Raw genomic sequence first — 23,324 nt, forward strand, 5'->3', positions numbered from 1 at the left:
CAGGGGCGGCGAGCCTATCCTGCCGTGAAACGGAGGGCGAGCCATGCGATCATTTGCCGACATCCACGCCATGGCCGTGGGCCATCACGGCGAGGACGGCGTCGCCGCCCGCATGCCTGAGGCCACGCCCACAGCGGCGCTGAAAGCCCGGCCCGACGACCGCTGGCTGGCGGAAATGACCAAGGCGGTCTTTCAGTCCGGATTTTCCTGGAAGGTCATCGAGGCGAAATGGCCGGGCTTCGAAACCGCCTTCGAAGGCTTCAACCCGCACCGCGTCGCCATGTTCTCCGACGACGATGTCGCCCGCCTCCTGAGGGACAAGGGCATCGTGCGCAACGGCGCGAAGATCATGGCGACCATCGCGAACGCGCAATTCGTCCTCGAAATCGCCGACGAGTATGGCTCGTTCGGCGTTTTTCTGGCCGGCTGGCCGCCGTCCGATCAGGCGGGCCTGCTTGACGTGCTCGGCAAGCGTGGTTCGCGCCTCTCGGGCTCGACGGCGCAATTTTTCCTGCGCTTCACCGGCTGGGATGCGTGGATTACCTCTGGCGATGTGGTGACCGCGCTGATCCGTGAAGGCGTGATCGACAAACCGCCCACCTCGAAGACGGCGCTGAAGAAGGTGCAGAACGCGTTCAATGCCTGGACCACCGAGTCCGGCAAGACGCAGGCCGAAGTCAGCCGTACACTGGCGTTGAGTGTCGGGCCGAAGGCCTGACTATTTCTCCCGCTTGTGCCCGTCGATATGGGCGTCGGCCTTCGCCTTCTCGGCTTTGGCTTTCAGCCTTTCCGCCTTGGTGCGGCCAAACGCGGCGCGGTTCGCCTCCGCCGCCTTTTCCTTCTCGGCGCGGGCCCTCGCCTTGCGTGCGGCGCGGAGATTGATGGGTTTGGTGGTCATGCGTTCACCTTGAAAAGACCCCTCACCCTTGCCCTCTCCCTGCAGGGAGAGGGAATTGGGCTCGACGTTTCTTCCCCTCTCCCTTGAGGGAGAGGGTGGCGCGAAGCGCCGGGTGAGGGGGTCATTTCGGCTCGATCATCTCCGCCGGCACCACCGCCGCGTCGAACTCCTCCGCGGTGACGAAGCCCAGCTTCACCGCTTCCTCGCGCAGCGTGGTGCCGTTCTGGTGCGCCGTCTTGGCAACCTTGGTGGCGTTGTCATAGCCGATCTTCGGCGCCAGCGCCGTGACCAGCATGAGCGAGCGCTCCATCAGATCGGTGATGCGGTCTTCGTTCGCCACGATGCCGTCGACGCAATTGTCGGTGAAGCTGACGCAGGCATCGGCCATGATGCGGATCGACTGCAGCATGTTGTAGGCCATCACCGGCTTGAACACGTTCAGCTCGAAATGGCCTTGAGCGCCGCCGACCGTGATCGCGACGTGATTGCCCATCACCTGGGCGCAGACCATCGTCATCGCCTCGCACTGGGTCGGGTTCACCTTGCCCGGCATGATCGACGAGCCCGGCTCGTTTTCCGGCAGCGAGATCTCGCCGATGCCGCAACGCGGACCCGAGCCGAGCAGGCGGATGTCGTTGGCGATCTTGTTCAGCGAGGCGGCCAGCGTGTTCAGCGCGCCGTGCGCGTAGACATAGGCGTCATGTGCGGCGAGCGCCTCGAACTTGTTCTCGGCGGTGCGGAAGGGCAGGCCGGTGTATTCGGCCACGTCGGCGGCGAAGGCCTTGTCGAAGCCCGGCTTGGCGTTGATGCCGGTGCCGACCGCCGTGCCGCCCTGCGCCAGCGCGAAGAGCTGTTCGAGGCCCTGCTTCACCCGCATGATGCCGAGATCGAGCTGGGCGACATAGCCGGAAAACTCCTGTCCCAGGGTCAGCGGCGTCGCATCCTGAAGGTGGGTGCGGCCGATCTTGATAATGTCGCCGAAGGATTTGGCCTTGGCGTCGAGCGCATCGCGCAGCTTGGTCAGCGCCGGGATCAGCCGGTGATGGATTTCCTCCGCCGCGGAGATGTGCATCGCCGTCGGGAAAGTGTCGTTCGACGACTGTGACATGTTCACATGATCGTTCGGGTGGACCGGGTCCTTCGACCCGATCGTGCCGCCGAGGATCTGGATCGCGCGGTTCGAGATCACCTCATTGGTATTCATGTTCGATTGGGTGCCCGACCCGGTCTGCCAGACCGACAGCGGGAAATGGTCGTTCCACTTGCCCTCGGCGACCTCGGTCGCGGCCTGTTCGATCGCGTCCGCGAGTTTCGCATCCAGCTTGCCATCGGCCTTGTTCACCCGCGCCGCGGAGCGTTTGATGATGCCGAGCGCGCGCACCAGCGGCTTCGGCATGGTTTCCTCGCCGATCGCAAAGTTGATCAGCGACCGCGCCGACTGCGCGCCATACATCTTGTCGGCGGGCACTTCGAGCGGGCCGAAGGAATCGGTTTCGGTACGGGTGTCGCGCATCGGGCGAGTCTCCTTGCGGGGCCGGTTGTGTTCGCGGAACATGGGCGAGCGAACGATTCGAACGGACGTGTAGCACCGGGGCGGCATGGATCAAGACATCGCCCTTCAGTGGACCGGAAGAGGGAAGGTTCAGGCAGCCATGGCAGGCGACAGTCTCCATCTGCGGGTTGATGCGCTGACGTCGCAGACGCGGCGCTTCAAGGTGCTGATCGGGGAATTCTTCCGCACCGAGTTCAAGCGCGCCCGACCGAAATGGGGCCCCTATGAGGTCACCATCATCATCGAACGTACGCCGAACTCGCCTGTTCACGATGTCGACAACGTCGCCAAGGCCGTGCTCGACGCGCTGACCGGCGTGGTATTCCACGACGACAGCCAGGTCGAACGCCTGCTGGTCGAAAAGGTCGAGGGCGAACGCCCGCGCGTACGGGTGAAGGCCCGGCCGATGCCGCGGAACGAAGCCGAGTTCGAAGCGGCCTGATCCTGGCCGGAGAGGGCAGGGCATATGAGGACGTTGCTATTCCTGCCCGGCCTGTCGCGCTTTGCCGATCTCGGCCTGCTCAGCCTGCGCCTCCTGACCGGAGGCTTCCTCGTCTACGGCGTTTGGGACAATGTGATCAGCGCCGAACGCATGGCCGAGTTCGAAGCCTTCGTCGCGGCGAACGGATTTGTCATGCCGGGCCTGATGGCACCGCTCTCCGTCTATGCCCAGCTGATTTGCGGCGTCTGTTTCATGCTCGGCTTCCTGACCCGCTGGGCCGGCATCGTGATGGCGTTCCACTTCATCGTCGCCGTGGCGATGGTGCATTTCGACCAAGATTTCCGCGGCTGGTGGCCCGCCATCGTGCTTGTCGCGATCAGCGTGCACTTCGCGCTGGCCGGCGCCGGGCGCTATTCGCTGGACGGGCTTTTCGTCTCGAAAGCCTAGCCGCCCGCTTCGCGCCGCGCCTTGTCTTCCTTGACCTGCGAGTAGGGACGATGCGTACAGGTGGCCGTGGCGTGGGTCGTGACGCTGCCATCCGGCGCGTAGAGTCGGCCTTCGGTGTAGAAGATCCGCTTGCCGCGCTTCAACACCTGACCGCGCGCCCGGACCGGGCCGGGCAGGACGGGGGCAAGGAAGCTGGTCTTCATCTCCAGCGTCGGCACCACGCCGTCGAACCCCGTCATCATGATCGCGGAGAGCGACATCGCCTCATCCAGCATCGCGGTGACATAGCCGCCCTGGACCGCGCCCCACGGGCTGCACAATTCCTTGCCCGGATTGAAACTGCACTCGAACCACATCTCGTCCATCGACAAATCGACGAAGGCGAAGCCGAGCATCGCCGTATGGCCCGGTGCGAGGTCTTCCCGCGCGAAGAAGGCGCGAATCTGCGCCTCGTCCCACGGCGGTTTCGGGAAGCTCATTTCTTGCGGAAGCTGTCGAGGCTGACGACTTCGGCGGATTCGCCATTGCCGTTCGACTTGGGTTTGGCCGGCTTCAGTTCGACCGGTTCGGCGGCAGGGGCCGCGTCAGCGGCCTCTCCGGCGGCTTCCTCTTCACCCTCGATCGGTTCGAATTGAAGGTGGAAGCCGACCGACGGGTCGTGGAAGCGGTGTACGGCCGAATAAGGCACCTTCATGTATTTCGGCACCTTGTTGAATTTCAGCGTGACCTCGAAGAAATCCTCGGCCGGATTGAGGTCCCAGAACTGGTGTTCCAGAACGATCGTCATCTCTTCCGGGTACCGTTCGAGCAGGGACGGATCGAGATCAACGCCCGGCGCGGTCGTCTTGAAGGTGATGTAGAAATGGTGCGCACCCGGCAGTCCCCCCGGACCACCGGCTCGCAATAGCGCCTGTCTGATCACGCCGCGCAGCGCTTCCTGCGCGAGAAGATCATAGCGCATGAGGTCTTTTGCCACGTATACACCCCCCGTGACCTCGGCTTGCTTAAGCCTAGTCTCTCCCCGGAACGGGTCAACGAGTTCACGCGTTCACGACTGCTTTTGGCTGCGCGAGTGTAACATTTGATAGAATGAGCGACAGAACGCAAGCACACGTCGAGTTCACTCCGCCGATGCCGCCGCGTCAGTCCGGCCCTCTGGGTCTGGTCCCGCTGGCCAGGGTGATGCGCCGCAATCCGGTGGAATCCCTGGCGCATGTGAATTTCGAACTGACGCGGATTTCCGGCCCTTTCCTCGGCGTGACTATCCACACCCTGTCGGGGCCGGAGGAGATCAAGGCGATCATGCTCGACGATGTCGAGGCCTGGCGGAAATCCCCGGTGACGCAGCGCATTCTGCGGTCCGCCCTCGGCGACGCCATCCTGACCGCCCATGGCGACAGCTGGAAACGCCAGCGCAAGGCGATGACCCCGGCCTTCATGAAGACCCGCATACTGGCGCTGTCCGAGGCCATGGACCGGGCCGGGCAGGGACTGGTCGAGACCTTCTCGGCCGTCAAAGGACCGCTCGACGTGTCCGGGCCTTTGAATGTCGCCACCCTGTCGGTGATCGAGGCGGCACTCTTTCCCGATCCGGGCCCCGATTTTGACCGGGCCGCCGTGCGCGCCGCCATCGACGTCGTGATCGGCTCGATCGGCGAGGTTCGCTTTTCCGATCTCTTTCCGCTGCCCGAATGGGTCGCGCGCCCAATGGGGCCGAAAGCCTTCGGCGCGATGACCACTCTGCGCCGCGCAGTGGAGGCGCAGATCGCCCGACGCCGGGAACTGGGCCTTGAAGACGACATGACCAGCCTTCTCATGGCCGACACGTCGATGACCGACCACGATGTGCGCGACAATCTGTTGAGCCTTGTCGTCGCAGGTCATGAAACAACGGCGATCACACTCGCCTGGGCGCTCTACCTCCTCTCGAAATACCCTGCTGTTCAGGCCCGCGTCGCCGGGGAAGCGCGTGCCGCCATGGCCGCGGAGGCCGATCCTGCGGCGCGGCTGGCGCTATTGCCCTTCACACGCCAGGTCGTCGAGGAAACGCTGCGCCTCTATCCGCCCGCGCCGATGCTAAGCCGGCGGGCGATACGGCCCAGCCGCATCGCCGAGCGCGAGACCGGCAAGGGCGATCTGGCCATCGCGGCCTTCTACGCCCTGCATCGCCATCATCGCTATTGGGACAATCCAGACGGTTTCGACCCGGACCGTTTTGCGCCGGACCGGCGGCCGAGCGACCCGTGGGTTTTCCGCCCCTTCGGCGGCGGGCCGCGCGCCTGTATCGGCAACGCCTTCGCGCTGAACGAAGCGATCCTGGTTCTGGCGCGGGTGGAGTCGGAGCTGGAGGTCCGCGACGCGGGAGACGTGCCCGAACCGGTGATGACGATCACCCTCAGGCCGAAGGATGGCCTGCGGCTCGAATTCGTGAAGCGGGACTGAAAATGAAGTGGCGGGCTTCTGTTGCCAGGCGCCCGCCGAACCCCGCCACGGTTTGCTAGAACCGGGGACTTAGATCGAAGTCATCGCGCCGCATTACGCAGCGAGAGCGACCTCTTCAGCATAGTTGTCATTCGCAACTACAATAATGGGCATTTAACGGTACCCATGCGGACGAAAGCTACGTCTTTAGCCGTCTGTCGATCCTGATCGGCCCCATGCCGGCGGCGGGAATGATCGCCGCGAAGGGATTGGTGGAGCCGCCGGGAATTGCACCCGGGTCCAGTCCGGTTATTACACGCGCGTTTATCGTCATAGCTGGCAAGCCAGCACACCCAATATAGGGGTTGACCGGGTTGATTTAAAGTGACCGTCGCGGCGCAGCCGTCACAGCGTGCCCAGAAAGATCATGCCGAGTCCCACCACGATCGCCGCAAACGCGTAGGCCGGCAGAAGGGCGGCCGTCCGCAATCCCGCTCCGATCCAGCTCGATCCGTAGAATCCACGATCAAAAAGCAGAAGGCCGGTCACAAAGGCCAGCAGCAATATGGCTGCCACAGTCAACGCGACAACCATCGGCATCGGTATCAGCACGCTCGCGATCAGGCCGGCCGCGAAGGGCAGAAGGATTGCGGCATGGAAGTAGAGCGCGTGAACCGCGTGTTCGATCATCCGGCGGCGCGGATGCAGTATCGCGCAGAACAGCCCGAACAGCACCACCATCAGGATGAAGCCCTGGCTGGCGGCGGCGGACGAGCGTTGCTCGAGGACTTCCGGCTCGTTCATTGCGATCCGGGCGACTTCGCGCCACCCGCCCCCGCCGGCTTCCTCGAGTTGGCGAAGCAGGTCGGCCTGGACTTCGGGCGGGATCTGTGGCGGCGCTTCCTGACGCGGCGGCTGGAACATGGTCACGCGAACGCCAGCGTCTGTCGGACCATCCGCTGTCAGGTCGACGGCGATGATTCTGATGTCAGATACGGTCATCGCGGCGAAAAAGAGCAGGCTGACGATCAGGTAGAGCCGGACCGGCGGCGTGAAACTTTGCCGCTTGCCGTCCATATAGTTCCGCGCCACGCCTCCGGGGCGCGTGAAGAGCTGGCGGTAGGTCGACAGCAAGCGCCCATCCCAGGACACGATGCCGTCAATCGTATCGGTGACGAGCGACCAGACCGGACGCTTGATATCCGCCCGCGCCTGCCCGCATTGCGCGCAGAATTCACCGCCGAGCGGCGTCCCGCAATTGGCGCAGCTGTCTGACATCGCCGTGGTCATCCCGCCCCTGAAATCCAGCTGCCCGTTCTGTCCGGTCATAGCGCGATCGCGATGCTCTGGCGACGCGGCGAGATTTCGATTGGAAAGATTTTCGACCGGAGTCAGATTTCGCCGGACGTTTTACACAAATTCATCCTGGGGAGGGATCCATGAAAAAGGCACTTGCCGAATTTATCGGCACGTTGACCCTTGTCCTGTTCGGCTGCGGCGCAGCCGTTTTGGCGGGAGAGCAGGTCGGTCAGCTGGGAATTGCTTTTGCCTTCGGCCTTGCCATCGTGGCGATGGCCTATGGCATCGGCCCGGTTTCCGGCTGCCATGTCAATCCGGCGGTCAGCTTCGGCGCCTTCATCGCCGGCCGCATGCCGCTGAACGAGATGCTGGTCTACTGGGCGGCGCAGATCGCTGGCGCGATCGCGGGTGCCGGCCTGCTTCTGTTAATCGCCAGCGGCACCGACGGCTATTCGCTCGCGTCCGACGGCCTGGGACAGAATGGCTGGGGCGCCGGCTATCTCGGCGAATACACGCTGGTCGCGGCTCTGGTCTTCGAATTCGTGATGACCTGCCTCTTCGTCCTGGTGATCCTCGGCGTGACCGGGGGCGGGAACAGCGCCTTTGCCGGGCTCGCCATCGGCCTGACGCTCGTCGTGATCCACATCGTCGGCATCCAGGTGACCGGCGTGTCGGTCAATCCGGCGCGCTCGATCGGACCGGCCCTGTTCGCAGGCGGTACTGCGATCGCACAGCTTTGGCTGTTCATTGCCGCGCCGTTGGCGGGCGCCGCACTCGCGGGCATCCTGTTCCGGGCGAAATTGCTTGGCCAGGACTGACGTTCGCTGACGCCAGACATTGCGGGGCGGCCGCGTCGCGGCCGCCCCGATCCTTTGTGGCCGCAGCGCGTTCCGCGCTACTGCGCCGTCGTCATCTCCGGCACGCCGGTGAAGGGCGTGATGCCGAATTCGGGATAGATTTCCGTCGGGAAATAGACGCGGCCGTCGGCCACCACCATCGCGATCGTCTTGATCTCGCGCAGGTCCGCGGTCGGGTCGCCCGGCACCAGGAAGAAGTCGGCCAGCTTGCCGGGCTCGATCGAACCCAGCTCGTCGCCATGGCCGAGATAATCGGCCATGCCCTGACCGGCCCAGGCGAGAATTTCGCCCGGCGTCATGCCGACAAGCTGATAGAGCTCGAGTTCGCGGTGATAGGTGAAGGACCCGCCCATGTCGGTGCCGGGAACGAGGAAGATGCCGCGCTCGTGCATCATCCGCGCGGTCTCGATGATCTGATCGAAGGCCCCGCGATAATTCGCGTCATCCTCCGGCGTGGCGATATCGGCCCAGGCGCTGCGGGCGCTGCGCTGCTGATCGACCGGCATGTGGTCAATATAGTCGACCGTGCCGGGCGACAACTCGCCATTGCGCGACAGCAAAAGGGCTTCGTGGATGGCGAGCGTCGGATCGTGCGCGACACCGCGTTCAGCCATCGCGTCCAGCGTCGACTGGACCGGTTCGCTCTGCAGGTCGAGCGCGGGCAGGCGGCGCAGTGCGGTCAGGCGCAGCAGCGTCCGCGTGTCCTCGCCGGGTTCCAGCACCCAGCCCAGCATGATCTGGTTGATATGGGTCAGTTCGTCATAGCCCGCCGCGATCATGGCGTCGGCATTGGTGAAGGCGGGAACGTGACCGGCAACGCGAAGGCCGGCGGCATGCGCCGCCTCGATCATCGCCGGCACAAAGGCCGGGTTCATGCTGTTGTAGATCTTGATCTGGAAATACTCGCCGGTCTCGGCATAGGCTGCGACGGCGGCGACGGCCTGCTCCTCGGTCTCGACGAGGCTGCCATTGTTGGAGCTGAACGGGCTCCGGCCCTCGATGAAGCCGCTGCGTGTCACGCGCGGTCCGGCGATTTCGCCGGACTCGATCCGCCCGATAAGGGCCGACAACACCTCGTCATTATTGCCCATGTCGCGGACGCTGGTGACGCCCGCCGCGATATTGAGGATAGCGCCCTGTTCGCCCAGATGGGCGTGCATGTCGGTGAAGCCCGGGATCAGCGAACCGCCATCGCCGTCGATCACGGTTTCGCCAGGGGCAGGGGCGGCGTCCGCCGCTTCGATCGCCGTGATGCGATTGCCCTCGAACACGACGGAAACCGGCGCGCCGAGCGCTTCGGTCGCCGGGTTGAACACGCGGACATTCCGGATCCGGACCGGACCGTCATACGTGTGCGCGACGCGGGCGGTGATGTCGGCAAAACGGCTGGCGCCATATTGCGCGGCCAGGCCGCGCAGGCGTTCGTCTTCGCCCTCATATCCCGCTTCGATCACCGAGAAGCCCGGCGTGATCAGCGCCACGAAGGCGCGGTCATCCATCAGGAAATAGGTCGGATTGAGGCTGATGCCGGACAGTGCATAGACGACGGCATCGCGGCTGGTCTCGCCGTTCGAAACCGTGACCCGGTCGATCTCGGTCAGGTTCAGACTGCCGCCGGGCAGGGCGGGCAGCGTCGCGTTTTCGGCGTCCATCAGGGCGCGTGCCGCGATCGCCAGCCAATAGGGGCTGGTGTCGTTCGGCACGTAGAAGGCGGGTTCCGCCGGGATGACCTGATTGCTGCCGGTGGAGTCGGTCCAGCTGGCTTCGCTGTCGATCAGCTCGAAGCTCTCATCGACCGGGTTTCCGAACGTTGTCGCGCCTTCGATCGTCCAGCGAGACGGCAGGCCGGCTTCGTCGAGACCGATATCTTCGGCCAGCGTCGGGCCGCGGCCATTGTTCCGGTATTCGTAATCGACCGTATAGCCGTCATCGGTGTGCGTGACGGTCATGCCGCCGATCTCGACGCCGCCGACCAATACCGTGAACTGGCTGGCCTCGGGCGCCGAGGCTTCTACAGCCGGCGGGGGCGCTTCAGCCACTTCGGTGTCGGTATTGGAGGCAGGCTGCTGGCCGCACGCCGCCAGACCCAGGACCAGTAAACCCGCCAAAACACTCGCTGCGGACCGATGCATGTCACTTCCCCTCGCTGCCGAACGCCTCGCGACCCTCCTAGCACCGTTTCGGGCAGGAGTCCGCCTTCGCGAACGGCAGCAGGGGGATCGGCATGATCAGCCCATCGTGAAGACGTTCAGCTTGTTACCGTCCGGGTCGCGGAAATAGCCGGCATAGAAGCCGCTGTCGCCGCGCGGTCCGGCTGCGCCTTCATCCTTGGCACCGAGGCTGATCGCAAGATTGTAGACCTTGTCGACCTGCTCCTTCGAGTCGGCCTGGAAGGCCGCCATGACGCCATTGCCGACCGTTGCGGCCTGGCCGTCGAAGGGTTTCGTCGCGGCGATGCCGCAGCCGCCGCCGGGCTTGCCCCAGGCGATGAAGGTGTCGAATTCCATCATCCGGCCGACGCCGAATTCGGCGCAGATCTTGTCATAGAATTCCGCAGAGCGCTCAAGGTCGTTGGTGCCGACCGTCACATATCCAAGCATTGATGTTCCCCAAATGTTCTGATTTTGGGAAGCTATCCGAAACCGGGCGGGGCGCAAGCGAAAACCGATCAACTCGGCGTGATTTCCGCTCGCGCCCCATGCCGGCGCATCAGTGCTCCGTCATGAGGACGTCACTATTCCTGTTCCTGGAACCGTGTGACCAGGAAGATCAGCACCACCGGCACGGCGTGCCCGGTCAGGCCGACCGTCCACCAGATCATCGCCCATTTCATCACGAACGCCCCCATGCCGACGCTGATCGCCGTGAAGATGATCATGCCCAGCACATAGCTGACGAGGTGGATGAGGAAGGAGAGGAGAATGCCGGAGCGCATCTTCTCGTTCTTGGTCCGCACGCGGGCCGTGGCTTCCTCTTCCGGGTCGATGCACAGCGCCATCGCGTCGACATTGAAGGCTGCGGCCAGCGCCATGAGCGTGTCTTTCGAAGCCGGTTCGCCAGTCTCGATCCGCTGCACGGTGCGGATGCCCACGCCGGCCAGTTCGGCGAGATGTTCCTGTGACCAGTGCCGCTCTTCGCGCCAGCGTTTGATCTTTTTCGCGTCCGTCTTGAAAGCCATCTTTGTCTCCTTGGGCTTGGGTTGTAGTCAGACCCGGTCCAAAGGCCAAAAACGACGGCGTCCGGCCACGCCGCGGGTACGCCAGTGACACGCCAGCACCCCGCCACGAAACCGCCAGCACCTGTGGCGGCGGGGCTTTGCTACAATCACCTGTGGATTGTCCGCGCCGCGTTAAAGCATCGCGCAAACGAATCGGTCAGGATGCGAACGGAAGGGAGAGCGCCATGGCCGACGCAGCACTGATCGCGGAAAGCTGGAACCGGAACCAGCCGGTATCGCAGATCGAAACGGCCTATCTCGAACTCCTTGAGGACATCCTCGAAAACGGCGAACGTCAGGACGACCGAACCGGCGTCGGTACGCTGTCGGTCTTCGGCCGCCAGATGCGCTGCGATCTGTCGGAGGGCTTCCCCCTCCTGACCACCAAGAAGGTCCACTTCAAGTCGATCGCCATCGAACTCCTCTGGTTCCTGCGCGGCGAGACCAATGTCCGCTGGCTGCAGGAGCGCGGCGTGACGATCTGGGATGAATGGGCCGACGAGTCCGGCGATCTGGGCCCGGTCTATGGCAAGCAGTGGCGCCGTTGGCAGGGGCCGGACGGCACCGAGATCGACCAGCTCTCCGGCATTCTCGACCAGATCCGCACCAACCCGTCCTCGCGCCGCCTGATCGTGTCGGGCTGGAATCCGGCGGACGTGCCGAACATGGCGCTGCCGCCCTGCCACACTCTCTACCAGTTCAACGTCTCGAAGGGCCGGCTGTCCTGTCAGCTCTATCAGCGCTCGGCGGACATGTTCCTCGGCGTGCCCTTCAACATCGCCTCCTATGCGCTGCTGACCTGCATGGTCGCGCAGGTGACCGGGCTGGAGCCGGGTGATTTCGTCCACACTTTCGGCGATGCGCACATCTATACCAACCACATGGACCAGGTCCGCGAACAGCTGTCGCGCACCCCGCGCGCCTTGCCGCGCCTCAATCTGAACCCCGAGCGCACCGACCTTTTCGGCTTCGAATACGAGGACCTCACGCTCGAAGGCTATGATCCGCATCCGGCGATCCGCGCGCCGGTCGCGGTGTGAGCGCCGAAGACGCGGAGGAAGACGCGCCGCCGCCGCTCTCCCAGCATGAACTCGACCGGCTCTGGGAACTCGCCCTGCACGAGGAGCGGGTCCTCAACGAGCGCTCCGGCTATTTCCTGATCGCCCACGCCATGCTGCTCGTCTTCGCCGTGACCGCGATCGAGAACCTCAATCCCGCGGCCGTGCTCGCCACGATCATCATCGGCGCGGTGATGAGCCTGTTCTGGTTCCTGGTGAACCGGCGCCAGCAGGACGAGATGAAGACCGCCGTCATGCTCGTGCGCGACCAATTGCCCGGCTATACGGCCTATGTGAAGGCGCGGTCGAACTCAGGCCTCCGCAAATTCGGCCCCGCCGTTTTCATTTACGGCATCCCGATCGCGGTGACCTTCATCTGGGTGGTGTTCGCCGCCGAACGGCTCTTCGTATGGCTGAACCTGTGATCGCCCTCCTTGTCGCACGCGCCCGCAACGGCGTGATCGGCCGCGACAGGGATCTGCCCTGGCGGCTGAAGTCCGACATGGCCTTCTTCAAGGCGACCACGATGGGCAAGCCGGTCGTGATGGGCCGCAAGACTTGGGACAGCCTGCCGCGCAAGCCCTTGCCGGGCCGGCTCAATATCGTGGTCACACGCCAGCCGGGCTATGCCGCAGACGGCGCAGAAGTTTTCGCCTCGCTCGCAACGGCGCTGGATCGTGCCCGCGCGCAGGCGAAGGCGGACGGGGTGGCGGAAGTCTGCGTCATCGGCGGCGCGCAGATCTATAACGAGACCCTCCCGGTCGCTGATCGTCTCTATCTGACTGAAGTCGCGGCCGAACCGGACGGTGATGCATATTTCCCCGATCCCGACCCGGCCGTCTGGCGCGAGATCAGCGCCGAACACCGCGAGGCGGGTGAGGGCGATGACCACGCCTACACCATTCGTGTGCTGGAGCGCCGTTAGGGGGGACGCGACCCTTGCCCCGTCCCGCTTGAACCGCTACGCCCAAGACCAACATATCCGGCAGGATAATTTTTTGATCCTTGGGAGGGAATTCACCCGCATGCCATGGAATGACAATTCAGGCGGTGGCGGCAGCGGCGGTCCCTGGGGCAGTGGCTCCGGCGGCGGCGGCAACCGCAACAACAATCCCTGGGGCCGGCCTGGCGGCCAGGGCAATGGAGGGGGCGGCAACAATCAGCAGCCGCCCGATCTCGATGAACTCGTCGAACGCATGCAGGCCTCGATCGCCCGCATGTTCGGCGGCGGCAAGGGCCGCCGTTCGGGCGGCGGCTCCGGCGGCGGCGGCGGCGGCAAGGGCGGCGGTCTCGCCGGAACGCTCATTGTCGCAGGCATTGTCGGTTTCGCCATCATCATCTGGCCGGGCCGTTCGGTTTACACGGTGGAGCCGGAAGAGGCTGGCGTGGTCCTGCGCTTCGGCAATTTCGTCCGCACCACCGAGCCGGGCCTGCACTTCAAACTGCCCTGGCCGGTCGAGACGGTTGAACTGGCGCAGGTCACCGAGGTCTTCACCGAGGAAATCGGCACCACGCGCGGCGAGAGCGAGATGCTCACCCGCGACGAGAACATCGTCGATATCGATTTCACCGTTCAGTGGCGCGTTGATCTTTCGAACCCCGAAGGTATCCGCAACTTCGTCTTCAACGTGCGTGACCAGCGGGGCACCGTCCGTGCCGTCGGCGAGAGCGCGATGCGTGAAGTCGTTGGCACCAGCGATCTTCAACTGATCATCACGACTGCCCGCGCCGAAGTGTCTCAGCGGGCGCGCGAGCTGATGCAGTCGACCCTCGATGAATACGACGCAGGCATTCAGATTCTGCAGGTCAACCTGCAGAGCGCCCAGCCGCCCGAGGCCGTGATCGACGCCTTCCGCGACGTCGATGCCGCGGCGCAGGATGCCGAGGCCGCGCGTCTGAACGCGACGGCATACGCCAACCGGGTCATCCCGGAAGCGCGGGGTGAGGCAGCACGCCTCGTCCAGGCGGCGGAAGCCTATCGCGACTCCCGCGTTGCCGAAGCCCAGGGTGAGGCCGAGCGCTTCGTGGCCGTCTATCAGGAATATGCCGCTGCGCCGGAAGTCACCCGCCGCCGCATGTTCCTCGAAACGATGGAAGTCGTGGTCGGCCGGTCCGAACTCATCATTATCGACCAGGATGGCGGTGCGGTGCCCTATCTTCCGCTCGACCAGCTTGGCCGTCAGCGTGGAGGGGGCAACCAGTGACCCGTACGCTCAGCATTATCGGCATCATCATCGTGGTCGCCGCGGCGGTCATCCTGTCGATGTCCGTCTACACGGTGAGCGAGCGCCAGAGCGCGCTCGTCATCCAGCTCGGTGATCCCGTGGCCGTGGTCAATGCTCGCGGCGGCGAGGAGGGGCTGCATTTCAAGACGCCCTTCATCTCCGACGTCGTGCATTTCGACCGCCGGAACATCGAGTTCAACATGGAGCCGGAGGAAATCCTCGCGGCTGACCAGGAACGCCTCGTCGTCGACGCCTTCCTGCGTTACCGCATCGTCGATCCGCTGCGCTTCTACCAGACCGTCCGCAACGAGATGGGCGCCCGCGCGCGTCTGCTCTCGATCATGGACGACTCGCTGCGCGGCGTGATCGCCTCGATCCCGTCCTCGGACGTGATTTCCGGCCGCCGGTCGGAGCTGATGGACCGGGTGCAGACGGCGGTCGAGGTCCAGGTCCGGACCCAGGATTTGGGAATCGAGGTCATCGACGTCCGCATCCTGCGCGCCGATCTGCCGCAGCAGATCACCGAACGCGTTTTCGAACGCATGCGTTCGGAACGTCAGCAGGAAGCGGCCCGCATCCGCGCCGAGGGTGAACAGGCTGCCGTGGAAATCCGCGCCAATGCGGACCGCCAGTCGACCATCATCGTCGCCGAGGCGCGCGCCGCTGCCGAACGGCTCCGGGGTGAAGGCGACGCCTTGCGCAACGCCATCTATGCGGAGGCCTATGGCCGCGATCCGGAATTCTTCGCCTTCTATCGCACCATGCAGTCCTACGAGACGGCGCTGCGCGAAGGCACGCCGATCGTGGTTCCGCCCGACAGCGAGTTCTTCGACTACTTCCGGAGCCAGTCGGGCCGCGACTAGCGTGCTCGAGGCGCTTGCCATCGGTGTCGGCGTGGCTCTCTGTCTGGAGGGCCTCGCCTACGCCCTGGCACCGGGCTTCATGAAACGCATGATGATGCAGATGCAGGTGACGCCGGATCAGACACTCCGTCTGGCCGGCGTCACGGCTTTGGGGCTGGGCGTCATGCTCGTGGCGCTATTGCGCTGATGTCATTTCGCTGACGTTTCCGTCACACGTGCAATCTTCGCCTTGGGTCCGGGCCGCGAAACGGCCTATAGACGTGTTCACAAGCGTTAACGCCCATCGGAGTGTCCGCGTATGCGTCTTCTGTCCGCCATTTTCGCCGTCCTGATCGTCGCCGCGCCTGCGACCGCGCAGCGTTTCCCGACGGAGGGTTTCGCCGACCTCGCCGAGGAATTGTCCCCGGCGGTGGTGAACATCTCGGCGGCGCAGCGCATCGGCGCGGAAGATTCCGGCCTGCCGGACTTCCCGGAAGGCTCCCCGCTCGAACGCTTCAACGAATTGTTCGGCGACGCGCCGCGCATCGCGAACTCGCTCGGATCGGGTTTCATCATCGATCCCGAAGGTATTGTCGTGACCAATAATCACGTCATCGACGAGGCCGACGAGGTGGAAGTCACGCTCTCCGATGGCCGGACCTTTCCGGCAGATTTCATCGGCCGCGACCCGGCCACTGACCTTGCGGTCCTGCGCATCCAGTCGAGCGAACCTTTTCCCTATGTCGAGTTCGGCAATTCGGACAATGCGCGCGTCGGAGACTGGGTGATCGCGATCGGCAACCCGTTCGGCCTCGGTGGCTCGCTGACCGCCGGCGTGATCTCCGCGCGCGGGCGGGAGATCGGTGGCCGCTACGACGACTACATCCAGACCGATGTCGCGATCAATCGCGGCAATTCCGGCGGTCCGCTGTTCAATCTCGATGGCGATGTCGTTGCGGTGAACACCGCGATCTACTCGCCGACAGGCGCCAGTGTCGGCATCAGCTTCTCCATCCCGTCCAACCTTGCCCGGCACATCGTCGACCAGCTGCTGGAATACGGCGAGACCCGCCGCGGCTGGCTGGGCGTGTCGGTCCAGCCGGTAACGTCCGGTATGGCCCCGGCGCTGGGTCTGACCGCGCCCCGCGGCGCGATCATCTCCCGCGTCGAGGACGGCGGACCCGCCGCCGAAGCCGGAATCGAGACGGGCGATCTGATCCTGCGCTTTGATGGCCGCGAAGTCCCGGACAGCCGTTCGCTGCCGCGCATGGTGGCGGAAACCGATGTCGGCCGTGAAGTCGTCATCGCCCTGCGCCGCCGCGGCGAGAACATGACACTGCGCGCGACCGTCGAGCGCCTGGTCGAGGCGGGCGCGCCTGCCGCGCCGACCCGCCGGGCCTCGCCCGCACCGCAGCAGACATCGGAGACCATTCTCGGCCTGACGCTCGCCCCGCTCGACGACGCGTCGCGCCGGCGCTACCGCGTGCACCCAGATGCCAGTGGCGTGCTGGTCACGGCGGTCGATCCCGAAAGTGACGCGGCCGGCAAGGTCCGTCCCGGTGACGTGATCGAGGAGGTGGCGTGGAGCCCGGTCGCCTCGATCACCGAGATTCGCAATGTGGTCGATGCCGCGTCCGGCTCGGGTGAGATCCTGCTCGTCCTGAACCGCAACGGCCAGTTCGTCCTGCAATCCGTCCGGCCGTGAGCCACGCGCCGGTCTGGCTGATCGCCGGCCCGACCGCTTCGGGCAAGACCGCGCTCGCGATCCACGCCGCCCGCCGCCTCGGGGGTGAGGTGGTGAATGCGGACTCGATGCAGATCTACGCCGACATTCCGGTCCTGTCGGCGGCCCCTTCGGCTGCCGACCAGGCCGGTATTCCCCATCACCTCTTCGGCGTTCTCGATGCATCCGAGCGCGCCTCGGTCGGGTGGTGGGCCCGCGCGGCCATGTCGGCGATCGAGGAGATCCGGTCTCGCGGAAACACGCCGGTCGTCGCGGGCGGAACCGGTCTCTATTTCAACGCCCTGACCGAGGGGCTCGCCGAAGTGCCGGAGATTCCCGCCGAAGCGGCGGAGGCTGCCGGCGCAATTGCCGTACAGGGCGCCGCAGCCCTCCGCGCTGAAGCGGAAAGGCACGACCCCGAAGGTGCGTCGCGCGTCCTCGGCGATGACGTCCAGCGCCTGCGCCGCATCGTCGAGGTGGGCCTCGCCACCGGGCGGCCCCTGTCCTCCTTCCACGGCGATACCGTGCCGCTCCTGACGGCAGGTGGGTGGCGCGGCGTGGTGATCGAACCGGACCGCGAGGCGCTCTATGCCCGCATCAACGCGCGCTTCGACCACATGCTGACCTCCGGTGCGATCGAGGAAATCGAGGCTCTGGCGAAACGCGGCCTCGATCCGGAGCTGCCGGCCATGAAGGCGCTCGGCGTACCCCAGCTGATCGCCTTACGAAATGGTGAGATGACGCGGGCCGAGGCGGAGGAGTACGCCAAGCGGGAGAGCCGCCGCTACGCCAAGCGCCAATTCACCTGGTTTCGCAATCGGTGTGCGGACTGGCCTCGCATGGACTCGCTCGATCCGGCCACGGCGCGGGCGCAGTTCGATGCCCTTCTCGAGGGAGAGACACCATGATCCGCACCACCGTTACCGCCATCGCCCTGGCCTGTGCCGTGACGGCTTCGGCCTTCGCGCAGGGCGACCAATCCGCCATTGACGGCGCGATGCAGGCCGACCGGGAATTTGCCGCCTATGCCCGTGAGCACGGTCTTGCCGCGGCCTTCAGCCACTATGCGGCTGACGATGCCCGCATCCTCCGCCCCGGATCGGACGACATTGTTGGCCCCGAGGCGATCTTCAGCGGCTACCCCGATGGCGGCGATCTGGTGCTGCATTGGTGGCCGCGCGGCGGTTATGGCTCGGAGGACGGAAGGTTCGCCGTGACTTATGGCAGCTGGGAAATCTATCCTGAGGGCAATTTGGACGCTGATCCGGCCGGCACCGGCGATTATGTTTCGGCCTGGCGGTTGACCGATGAAGGCTGGCGGTTTGTGCTGGATACCGGAAACTCCGATCCCGCCCCGCAACCCGCCGAGACCGAATGACCCGAACCGATCCGCTGGCCCCTCTGAGGCCGCGAAAACTTGCGATTGTCGGCTATGGCAATCACGGACGCTCGCACGCGCTGAACCTGCGGGACTCCGGAATTGAAAACCTCCGCATCGGCCTGCGCGAAGGTTCGCCCTCACGCGCCAAGGCCGAGGCGGAGGGCTTCACCGTCGGCACGGTCGCCGAAGTGGCGGCCTGGGCCGATGCCGTCTCGATCCTCGCCGCCGACGAGGCACACGCGGAAATCTGGGAGAATGACATCGCGCCGAACCGGCCGCACGGTCAGGCGCTGATGTTCTGCCACGGCTATTCGATCCGCTACGGCCTGCTTGATCCCGCACCCGATGCCGACATCATCCTCGCCGCGGCGAAGGGGCCGGGCGGGGCCGTCCGGACCGAATACGAAAAGGGCAGGGGCCTGATCGGATACTGGGCCGTCCATCGCGATGCGAGCGGCACTGCGAAGGACCTCGCCATTGCCTATCTCGAGGCGATCGGTTGCGGCCGCGTCGGAATCTTCGAAACCACGTTCGAGGAAGAGGCCGTCTCCGACCTGTTCGGTGAGCAGGCCGTCCTGGTCGGCGGTCTTGTGGCGCTGGCCAAAGCCTCGTTCAAGCGTCTGACCGCCGCCGGGGTCAGCCCGCGCATGGCCTATATCGATTGCGTCCACGAGATGAAGTATCTCGCCGACCTGATCCACGACCGCGGTATCGAAGGCATGTATGCCGCCATCTCCGACACCGCCGAATTCGGGGCGCGCCTGTGCGAGTCCGATCTCGCCGACGCGCTGGGAGAGGATTTCGACCGCCTGATGGACAATATCCGCTCTGGCCGCTTCGCTGAGGAATGGAATGGCGAGCATCGCGCGGGCGCGCCGCGGATGAAGTCCTGGCGCGCGGCAGACAAGGACGAGCCGGTCGACATCGCGGGCCGGGAGTTGCGCGCGCGTCTCAAGGGCGGCGCCGGTTGAGATAAAGCCCGTGCCACTTTGCTGCGATTGCGCTATGCCTCGCCTTGGAAGGGGTGCTCCAGCAGCCAAGGGATAGTAGCGGTATGGGATTCAAGCCGGTCAAGGTTCGCCCCTATGGCGAGGCCAAAGCGGTTGTCGCGCAATTGTTCGAGGAAGCCGGCGGCGTACCCGCCGTGATGGAATTGCTCGAATTGTCGCGCACCCGCGTCTACGCGCTCGCCGACCCCGATTCGACGAACGAGATTTCCTACGCCCGTGTGGCGAAGCTGACCGAGGCCACCGGTGCCACGGCGGCGGCGAAGGATCTCGCCTTTCTGGCTGGCGGCATCTTCATGCCGCTCGAAGCCGCCGAGGACGACAACTGGCTGGCATTGGCCGGCGATGCGAGCCGCAAGCACGCGCGCAACATCGCTGCGCTGATGGATTCGCTCAGTGAAACCGAACGCTCGCCGGGTGTGATCGACCAGGGAGAGGCCCGCGAGATTCTCGAGGTTCTCGATCAGCAGCTCGCCGTTCTGGCGCGCCAGCGTGCGAAGCTCGCCCGCATTGCCGCGGGCGACGATGGCGACGAGGCATGAGGTTTGCGTTGCGTTCCTGATCCGGGGAGCGTGCAAGGTCAGGCATGAACCGCATTCTGCAATTCATCACTCACATGGACGCCCGCGCGGCCCGCGCGGCGATGGTTTCCGTCGCGCTGCTCGTGGTGGTCGGACTGGTCTTCGTGTTCGGCAAGGTCTTCTTCGATGCCGGACCGGACGATCTCGGTGCGGTTTTCGAAGCGGCCGCAACCCACTGGTACGCGCTGCCCCTGACCATCCTGGTCTATGTGATCCTGTCCTTCGTGGGCGCGCCGCAATTCGTGCTGATGGCCGCAACCGTGCTGGCCTTCGGCCCGATCTACGGCTTCGCCTATGCTTGGGTTTCGACCCTTGTCTCCGCGAGCATCAATTTCTGGCTCGGACGCTTTTTCGGAGCGGACCTGCTGAACCGGTTCGGCGGCGACTGGATGAACCGCGCGTCGGACTTCGTTGGCCGCAACGGCCTGTGGGCCAGTGCGCTGGTGCGTATCGTGCCGTCCGGGCCCTTCATCGTCGTCAACATGGCCTTCGGCGTGTCGAAAGTGCCTTACTGGGCGTTCCTGATTGGTACGGCGATCGGCATCACGCCGAAAATCCTGGTCGTCGGGCTGACCGGTCAGAGCGTCATCGCGCTGGTCACCGGGCAGGGGCTTTTGCTCATCGGCGTGGTCGCCGCGCTGATTGCGGTCTGGGTCGGAATGATGCTCGCCGCACGCCGCCGTCTGCCCACACCACCCGTCGAGGATGAAAACACTTGACGCGTGGCTGCAAAGCCGCGCTTGCAATCGCGGGCGCGCCATCGCACAAGGACTACTCTGTCTAACGCAACGGCGCTCTCCCCATAGGCGCCAGGATTGTGCGCGAAGCCCATGTTCTCCAGCCTGTTCGGTCTTCTCTCAGCTGATATCGCCATCGACCTCGGAACGGCCAACACGCTGGTCTTCGTGAAGGGCCGCGGCATCGTTCTGAACGAGCCCTCCGTTGTCGCCTTCAAGATCGACAAGGGCCGCAAGCAGGTTCAGGCCGTGGGCGCGGAAGCCAAGATGATGCTCGGCAAGACGCCGGGAAATGTCGAAGCCATCCGCCCGATGCGTGACGGCGTGATCGCCGACTTCGACGTCGCGTCGGAAATGATCAAGCACTTCATCCGCAAAGTGCATAATCGCCAGTCCTTCGTGTCGCCGCAGGTCGTGATCTGCGTGCCGTCCGGTGCCACCGCCGTCGAGCGCCGCGCAATTCACGAATCCGCGCAGGAAGCCGGCGCGCGCCGCGTCTATCTGATCGACGAACCGATGGCCGCTGCCGTGGGCGCCGGCCTGCCGATCGACGAGCCGACCGGCTCGATGATCGTCGACATTGGCGGGGGCACCACCGAAGTCGCCGTCATGTCGCTGTCGGGCATCGTCTATTCACGCTCGGTCCGCGTCGGCGGCGACAAGATGGACGAAGCCATTATCAACTATATCCGCCGGTCTGCGAACCTTCTGATCGGCGAAACCAGCGCCGAGCGCATCAAGAAGGAAATCGGCAGCGCCATGCCGCCGACCAAGGGCGAGGGCCTGACGCTGGAGATCAAGGGCCGTGACCTGATGAATGGCGTGCCTCGCGAGATCACGGTCACCGAAGCCATGATCGCCGACGCGCTGTCCGAACCCGTCGAGCAGATCGTCGAGGCGGTCAAGCACGCCCTCGAGGCGACGCCGCCGGAGCTGGCTGCCGACATCGTCGACAAAGGCATCGTCCTGACCGGTGGCGGCGCGCTGCTGCGCAACCTCGATTCCGAACTGCGCGAACGGACCGGCCTGCCGGTGTCGATTGCCGATGAACCGCTGTATTGCGTGGTGCTCGGCTGCGGCAAGGCGGTTGAAAACCTTAAGCTTTGGCGGCCCATATTGTCAGAAGCGGTGTGAGTTGACGCGCCGCGAGGCGGGAGACCTACCCCTTGGCGCTACGACGGCCTGGACGGCGGGAGCAGGATGACGGCGTACGCTTTTCGCGCACGCTGACCCTGACGCTGTTCATCATCGCGGCATTGCTGATCGCCTTCGATCGTCCCGATGCGCGTCCGGGCGCCTTCATTGCCTTCCGCTCCGCCGTCAGCGACACGGCTGCGCCCTTGCTTGATCTGACCGCGCGTCCGCTGCGCGGCATCGGCAATATCGGCCCTTACTGGCAGCGCCAGCATGAGCTTGCCGTGGAAAATGCCGAACTTCAGGAGCAGCTCACGGAGACGCGCTACTGGCGCGACCTGGCCCTGCGGCTGCGCGACGAGCGCGACATCTACCGTGAAGCGCTGAACCTCACGCCGGCCAGCGAACAGGAACGCATCGGGGCCTGGGTGCTCGCCGACCCGACCGGACCCTTCGTGCGGTCCCGGCTTGTCGGCGCGGGTGCCGTCCGCGGCGTGGGTGAGGGTGACCCGGTGCTGAATGTCTACGGTCTCGTGGGCCATGTCGTCGAAGTCGGCCAGCGCTCCTCCCGCGTGCTGCTGCTCACCGACCTGAACAGCCGCGTGCCGGTGATGGCCGACCGCTCCAACGCCCGCGCGGTGCTGACCGGCGACAACACGAATTTCCCGCGGCTCGACTATCTCGGCCGCGACGCGGACCTGCAGGAGGGCGACCGTATCGTCACGTCCGGCGATGACGGCATCCTGCCGCGCGGCCTGCCGGTCGGCACGGCGGCGCTCGATCGCAACGGCCGCTGGCGCGTTCGCCTTTTTTCCGACAATGCGCCGGTCGATTTTGTCTGGGTGCTGCCCTATGACCGCCTCCCGACCCCGGAAGAAGCACCGGCCTCCTTGCCTGAAGCGCCGGACGCGGAGCCGGTTGGCGTGAACGCCGAACCCGCCGCAGCCACCGACGACACCGGCACGATCGCCATCGCGGAGGACGGCGAATGAGGGCCCCGATCGAACGCCGTCCGCCCTACGGGCTTGCGATATGGTGCGCCGTCACGCTGCTGCTGGCGCTGCTGGTCTATGCGACCCCGGCGCGCCTGACGCGCTCGACCGATCTGATGCCGCTTCTGCCACTGATCACGCTCTTCATCTGGTCGACGATCCGGCCCTATTTCATTCCACCGATCGTGATCTTCATCGTCGGCCTGCTGCAGGATCTGCTGACCGGCGGACCGATGGGCATCTGGGCCTTCGCCTACCTGCTCTCGCTCACCATCATGCGGGTACGCAAGGAGGATGCGACGACGCGCGACATGGGCCCGCTCTGGTTCCGTTTCGTTGCCACCATTGCGATTGCCGTTGTCTTCGCCTGGATTGCGGGAAGCCTGGCGAACAGCAGTCCCGCTCCGATCCAGCCGATGGCCATCGAGGCCGCGGCCTCCATTCTCATGTTCCCGCTGATCGCGCTCATCTCCGTGCGCAAGCGGTCGTCGCGGGGGGCGTTCGGCTAGTC

28 protein-coding genes and 1 other RNA gene are annotated in these 23,324 nt (G+C 65.1%); 20 read left to right on the forward strand and 9 right to left on the reverse strand.

Features of this window, described 5'->3' with window-relative positions:
• Positions 1–43 precede the first annotated feature (43 nt).
• A complete protein-coding gene (locus L5876_RS01015) occupies positions 44–718 on the forward strand; it encodes a DNA-3-methyladenine glycosylase I (RefSeq protein ID WP_236954231.1) in 675 nt (224 codons plus the stop codon).
• On the opposite strand, the gene L5876_RS01020 is transcribed toward L5876_RS01015, so the two are convergent.
• Both L5876_RS01020 and fumC read right to left on the reverse strand, forming a co-directional pair.
• Positions 719–898, reverse strand: a complete 180-nt coding sequence (locus L5876_RS01020) for a DUF4169 family protein (protein ID WP_236954232.1) — start codon at positions 896–898, stop codon at positions 719–721.
• A gap of 121 nt (positions 899–1,019) precedes the next feature.
• On the reverse strand, positions 1,020–2,411 hold the full coding sequence (gene fumC, locus L5876_RS01025; protein WP_236954233.1) for a class II fumarate hydratase: 1,392 nt from the start codon (positions 2,409–2,411) through the stop codon (positions 1,020–1,022).
• 139 nt (positions 2,412–2,550) lie between these two features.
• Between fumC and L5876_RS01030 the strand changes: the two genes are divergently transcribed.
• Together L5876_RS01030 and L5876_RS01035 are read left to right on the forward strand one after the other, a co-directional pair.
• Entirely contained in the window at positions 2,551–2,892 is a 342-nt protein-coding gene (locus L5876_RS01030; RefSeq protein ID WP_236954234.1) for a RusA family crossover junction endodeoxyribonuclease, read from the forward strand.
• A gap of 24 nt (positions 2,893–2,916) precedes the next feature.
• Positions 2,917–3,339, forward strand: a complete 423-nt coding sequence (locus L5876_RS01035) for a DoxX family protein (protein ID WP_236954235.1) — start codon at positions 2,917–2,919, stop codon at positions 3,337–3,339.
• On the opposite strand, the gene L5876_RS01040 is transcribed toward L5876_RS01035, so the two are convergent.
• Both L5876_RS01040 and L5876_RS01045 read right to left on the reverse strand, forming a co-directional pair.
• Entirely contained in the window at positions 3,336–3,818 is a 483-nt protein-coding gene (locus tag L5876_RS01040) for a PaaI family thioesterase (RefSeq protein WP_236954236.1), read from the reverse strand. The genes L5876_RS01035 and L5876_RS01040 overlap by 4 nt on opposite strands.
• The gene (locus L5876_RS01045) at positions 3,815–4,300 is read right to left on the reverse strand and encodes an SspB family protein (RefSeq protein WP_272906809.1); all 486 of its coding nucleotides are present in this window, start codon (positions 4,298–4,300) and stop codon (positions 3,815–3,817) included. Before L5876_RS01045 ends, L5876_RS01040 begins: the two co-directional genes overlap by 4 nt.
• Before the next feature lie 128 nt (positions 4,301–4,428).
• Between L5876_RS01045 and L5876_RS01050 the strand changes: the two genes are divergently transcribed.
• A complete protein-coding gene (locus tag L5876_RS01050) occupies positions 4,429–5,781 on the forward strand; it encodes a cytochrome P450 (RefSeq protein ID WP_236954238.1) in 1,353 nt (450 codons plus the stop codon).
• Positions 5,782–5,787: 6 nt separating this feature from the next.
• Here L5876_RS01050 and ssrA read toward each other — a convergent pair.
• Positions 5,788–6,148: a transfer-messenger RNA gene (gene ssrA / locus L5876_RS01055) on the reverse strand.
• Between the two features lie 17 nt (positions 6,149–6,165).
• Complete coding sequence (locus tag L5876_RS01060; RefSeq protein WP_236954239.1) at positions 6,166–7,038, reverse strand: DUF3667 domain-containing protein; 873 nt, start codon at positions 7,036–7,038, stop codon at positions 6,166–6,168.
• A 161-nt stretch (positions 7,039–7,199) separates the two neighbouring features.
• Between L5876_RS01060 and L5876_RS01065 the strand changes: the two genes are divergently transcribed.
• The gene (locus L5876_RS01065; RefSeq protein WP_236954240.1) at positions 7,200–7,877 is read left to right on the forward strand and encodes an aquaporin; all 678 of its coding nucleotides are present in this window, start codon (positions 7,200–7,202) and stop codon (positions 7,875–7,877) included.
• Positions 7,878–7,954: 77 nt separating this feature from the next.
• Here the strand turns inward: L5876_RS01065 and L5876_RS01070 are convergent, their stop codons facing one another.
• The 3 genes from L5876_RS01070 to L5876_RS01080 form a co-directional block, all read right to left on the reverse strand.
• Positions 7,955–10,048 (reverse strand): amidohydrolase family protein, encoded by a 2,094-nt coding sequence (locus L5876_RS01070; RefSeq protein WP_236954241.1) that lies wholly within the window; start codon positions 10,046–10,048, stop codon positions 7,955–7,957.
• Between the two features lie 96 nt (positions 10,049–10,144).
• Complete coding sequence (locus tag L5876_RS01075; RefSeq protein WP_236954242.1) at positions 10,145–10,516, reverse strand: VOC family protein; 372 nt, start codon at positions 10,514–10,516, stop codon at positions 10,145–10,147.
• 134 nt (positions 10,517–10,650) lie between these two features.
• Complete coding sequence (locus L5876_RS01080; protein WP_236954243.1) at positions 10,651–11,094, reverse strand: helix-turn-helix domain-containing protein; 444 nt, start codon at positions 11,092–11,094, stop codon at positions 10,651–10,653.
• 224 nt (positions 11,095–11,318) lie between these two features.
• Here L5876_RS01080 and L5876_RS01085 point away from each other — a divergent pair, with 224 nt between their 5' ends.
• The 15 genes from L5876_RS01085 to mreD all read left to right on the forward strand — a co-directional run bounded on the left by L5876_RS01085 (position 11,319) and on the right by mreD (position 23,322).
• Entirely contained in the window at positions 11,319–12,173 is an 855-nt protein-coding gene (locus L5876_RS01085) for a thymidylate synthase (protein WP_236954244.1), read from the forward strand.
• Positions 12,170–12,616, forward strand: coding sequence for a hypothetical protein (locus L5876_RS01090; protein ID WP_236954245.1), 447 nt, complete (start codon positions 12,170–12,172; stop codon positions 12,614–12,616). The genes L5876_RS01085 and L5876_RS01090 overlap by 4 nt, the downstream gene beginning before the upstream one ends.
• A complete protein-coding gene (locus tag L5876_RS01095; protein WP_236954246.1) occupies positions 12,601–13,116 on the forward strand; it encodes a dihydrofolate reductase in 516 nt (171 codons plus the stop codon). Before L5876_RS01090 ends, L5876_RS01095 begins: the two co-directional genes overlap by 16 nt.
• Before the next feature lie 100 nt (positions 13,117–13,216).
• Positions 13,217–14,395 carry an FtsH protease activity modulator HflK gene (hflK, locus tag L5876_RS01100; RefSeq protein WP_236954247.1) on the forward strand — a complete coding sequence of 393 codons (1,179 nt, stop codon included), beginning with the start codon at positions 13,217–13,219 and terminating at the stop codon, positions 14,393–14,395.
• Positions 14,392–15,279, forward strand: coding sequence for a protease modulator HflC (gene hflC, locus L5876_RS01105; protein ID WP_236954248.1), 888 nt, complete (start codon positions 14,392–14,394; stop codon positions 15,277–15,279). Before hflK ends, hflC begins: the two co-directional genes overlap by 4 nt.
• A gap of 1 nt (position 15,280) precedes the next feature.
• Positions 15,281–15,466 carry a DUF2065 domain-containing protein gene (locus tag L5876_RS01110; RefSeq protein WP_236954249.1) on the forward strand — a complete coding sequence of 62 codons (186 nt, stop codon included), beginning with the start codon at positions 15,281–15,283 and terminating at the stop codon, positions 15,464–15,466.
• A gap of 111 nt (positions 15,467–15,577) precedes the next feature.
• Positions 15,578–16,963 (forward strand): Do family serine endopeptidase, encoded by a 1,386-nt coding sequence (locus L5876_RS01115; protein WP_236954250.1) that lies wholly within the window; start codon positions 15,578–15,580, stop codon positions 16,961–16,963.
• Positions 16,960–17,889, forward strand: a complete 930-nt coding sequence (gene miaA / locus L5876_RS01120) for a tRNA (adenosine(37)-N6)-dimethylallyltransferase MiaA (RefSeq protein WP_236954251.1) — start codon at positions 16,960–16,962, stop codon at positions 17,887–17,889. The genes L5876_RS01115 and miaA overlap by 4 nt, the downstream gene beginning before the upstream one ends.
• Positions 17,886–18,359, forward strand: coding sequence for a hypothetical protein (locus tag L5876_RS01125; RefSeq protein WP_236954252.1), 474 nt, complete (start codon positions 17,886–17,888; stop codon positions 18,357–18,359). Before miaA ends, L5876_RS01125 begins: the two co-directional genes overlap by 4 nt.
• Positions 18,356–19,333 (forward strand): ketol-acid reductoisomerase, encoded by a 978-nt coding sequence (ilvC, locus tag L5876_RS01130; RefSeq protein WP_236954253.1) that lies wholly within the window; start codon positions 18,356–18,358, stop codon positions 19,331–19,333. Before L5876_RS01125 ends, ilvC begins: the two co-directional genes overlap by 4 nt.
• Positions 19,334–19,416: 83 nt before the next feature.
• Positions 19,417–19,911, forward strand: a complete 495-nt coding sequence (locus tag L5876_RS01135) for a hypothetical protein (protein ID WP_236954254.1) — start codon at positions 19,417–19,419, stop codon at positions 19,909–19,911.
• Positions 19,912–19,955: 44 nt separating this feature from the next.
• On the forward strand, positions 19,956–20,669 hold the full coding sequence (locus L5876_RS01140) for a TVP38/TMEM64 family protein (protein ID WP_236954255.1): 714 nt from the start codon (positions 19,956–19,958) through the stop codon (positions 20,667–20,669).
• 111 nt (positions 20,670–20,780) lie between these two features.
• Complete coding sequence (locus tag L5876_RS01145; protein WP_236954256.1) at positions 20,781–21,821, forward strand: rod shape-determining protein; 1,041 nt, start codon at positions 20,781–20,783, stop codon at positions 21,819–21,821.
• 32 nt (positions 21,822–21,853) lie between these two features.
• Complete coding sequence (gene mreC / locus L5876_RS01150) at positions 21,854–22,813, forward strand: rod shape-determining protein MreC (RefSeq protein ID WP_236954257.1); 960 nt, start codon at positions 21,854–21,856, stop codon at positions 22,811–22,813.
• Positions 22,810–23,322 carry a rod shape-determining protein MreD gene (mreD, locus tag L5876_RS01155; RefSeq protein WP_236954258.1) on the forward strand — a complete coding sequence of 171 codons (513 nt, stop codon included), beginning with the start codon at positions 22,810–22,812 and terminating at the stop codon, positions 23,320–23,322. Before mreC ends, mreD begins: the two co-directional genes overlap by 4 nt.
• Positions 23,323–23,324 lie beyond the last annotated feature (2 nt).

Origin of the sequence: Hyphobacterium sp. SN044 (genome assembly GCF_021864465.1) — a bacterium.
Taxonomy (GTDB): domain Bacteria; phylum Pseudomonadota; class Alphaproteobacteria; order Caulobacterales; family Maricaulaceae; genus Hyphobacterium.

Excerpts from the sequence above, each read along its gene's own strand:
- L5876_RS01045 (WP_272906809.1), bottom strand. The coding sequence starts at position 4,300 with ATGCGCTATGATCTTCTCGCGCAGGAAGCGCTGCGCGGCGTGATCAGA.
- L5876_RS01075 (WP_236954242.1), bottom strand. The coding sequence starts at position 10,516 with ATGCTTGGATATGTGACGGTCGGCACCAACGACCTTGAGCGCTCTGCG.
- L5876_RS01050 (WP_236954238.1), top strand. The coding sequence starts at position 4,429 with ATGAGCGACAGAACGCAAGCACACGTCGAGTTCACTCCGCCGATGCCG.
- L5876_RS01060 (WP_236954239.1), bottom strand. The coding sequence starts at position 7,038 with ATGTCAGACAGCTGCGCCAATTGCGGGACGCCGCTCGGCGGTGAATTC.
- L5876_RS01140 (WP_236954255.1), top strand. The coding sequence starts at position 19,956 with ATGAACCGCATTCTGCAATTCATCACTCACATGGACGCCCGCGCGGCC.
- L5876_RS01080 (WP_236954243.1), bottom strand. The coding sequence starts at position 11,094 with ATGGCTTTCAAGACGGACGCGAAAAAGATCAAACGCTGGCGCGAAGAG.
- hflK (WP_236954247.1), top strand. The coding sequence starts at position 13,217 with ATGCCATGGAATGACAATTCAGGCGGTGGCGGCAGCGGCGGTCCCTGG.
- L5876_RS01070 (WP_236954241.1), bottom strand. The coding sequence starts at position 10,048 with ATGCATCGGTCCGCAGCGAGTGTTTTGGCGGGTTTACTGGTCCTGGGT.
- L5876_RS01035 (WP_236954235.1), top strand. The coding sequence starts at position 2,917 with ATGAGGACGTTGCTATTCCTGCCCGGCCTGTCGCGCTTTGCCGATCTC.
- L5876_RS01125 (WP_236954252.1), top strand. The coding sequence starts at position 17,886 with ATGATCCGCACCACCGTTACCGCCATCGCCCTGGCCTGTGCCGTGACG.
- L5876_RS01095 (WP_236954246.1), top strand. The coding sequence starts at position 12,601 with ATGGCTGAACCTGTGATCGCCCTCCTTGTCGCACGCGCCCGCAACGGC.
- L5876_RS01065 (WP_236954240.1), top strand. The coding sequence starts at position 7,200 with ATGAAAAAGGCACTTGCCGAATTTATCGGCACGTTGACCCTTGTCCTG.
- mreD (WP_236954258.1), top strand. The coding sequence starts at position 22,810 with ATGAGGGCCCCGATCGAACGCCGTCCGCCCTACGGGCTTGCGATATGG.
- ilvC (WP_236954253.1), top strand. The coding sequence starts at position 18,356 with ATGACCCGAACCGATCCGCTGGCCCCTCTGAGGCCGCGAAAACTTGCG.
- L5876_RS01020 (WP_236954232.1), bottom strand. The coding sequence starts at position 898 with ATGACCACCAAACCCATCAATCTCCGCGCCGCACGCAAGGCGAGGGCC.
- fumC (WP_236954233.1), bottom strand. The coding sequence starts at position 2,411 with ATGCGCGACACCCGTACCGAAACCGATTCCTTCGGCCCGCTCGAAGTG.
- L5876_RS01085 (WP_236954244.1), top strand. The coding sequence starts at position 11,319 with ATGGCCGACGCAGCACTGATCGCGGAAAGCTGGAACCGGAACCAGCCG.
- L5876_RS01135 (WP_236954254.1), top strand. The coding sequence starts at position 19,417 with ATGGGATTCAAGCCGGTCAAGGTTCGCCCCTATGGCGAGGCCAAAGCG.
- L5876_RS01115 (WP_236954250.1), top strand. The coding sequence starts at position 15,578 with ATGCGTCTTCTGTCCGCCATTTTCGCCGTCCTGATCGTCGCCGCGCCT.
- L5876_RS01030 (WP_236954234.1), top strand. The coding sequence starts at position 2,551 with ATGGCAGGCGACAGTCTCCATCTGCGGGTTGATGCGCTGACGTCGCAG.
- L5876_RS01145 (WP_236954256.1), top strand. The coding sequence starts at position 20,781 with ATGTTCTCCAGCCTGTTCGGTCTTCTCTCAGCTGATATCGCCATCGAC.
- L5876_RS01040 (WP_236954236.1), bottom strand. The coding sequence starts at position 3,818 with ATGAGCTTCCCGAAACCGCCGTGGGACGAGGCGCAGATTCGCGCCTTC.
- L5876_RS01015 (WP_236954231.1), top strand. The coding sequence starts at position 44 with ATGCGATCATTTGCCGACATCCACGCCATGGCCGTGGGCCATCACGGC.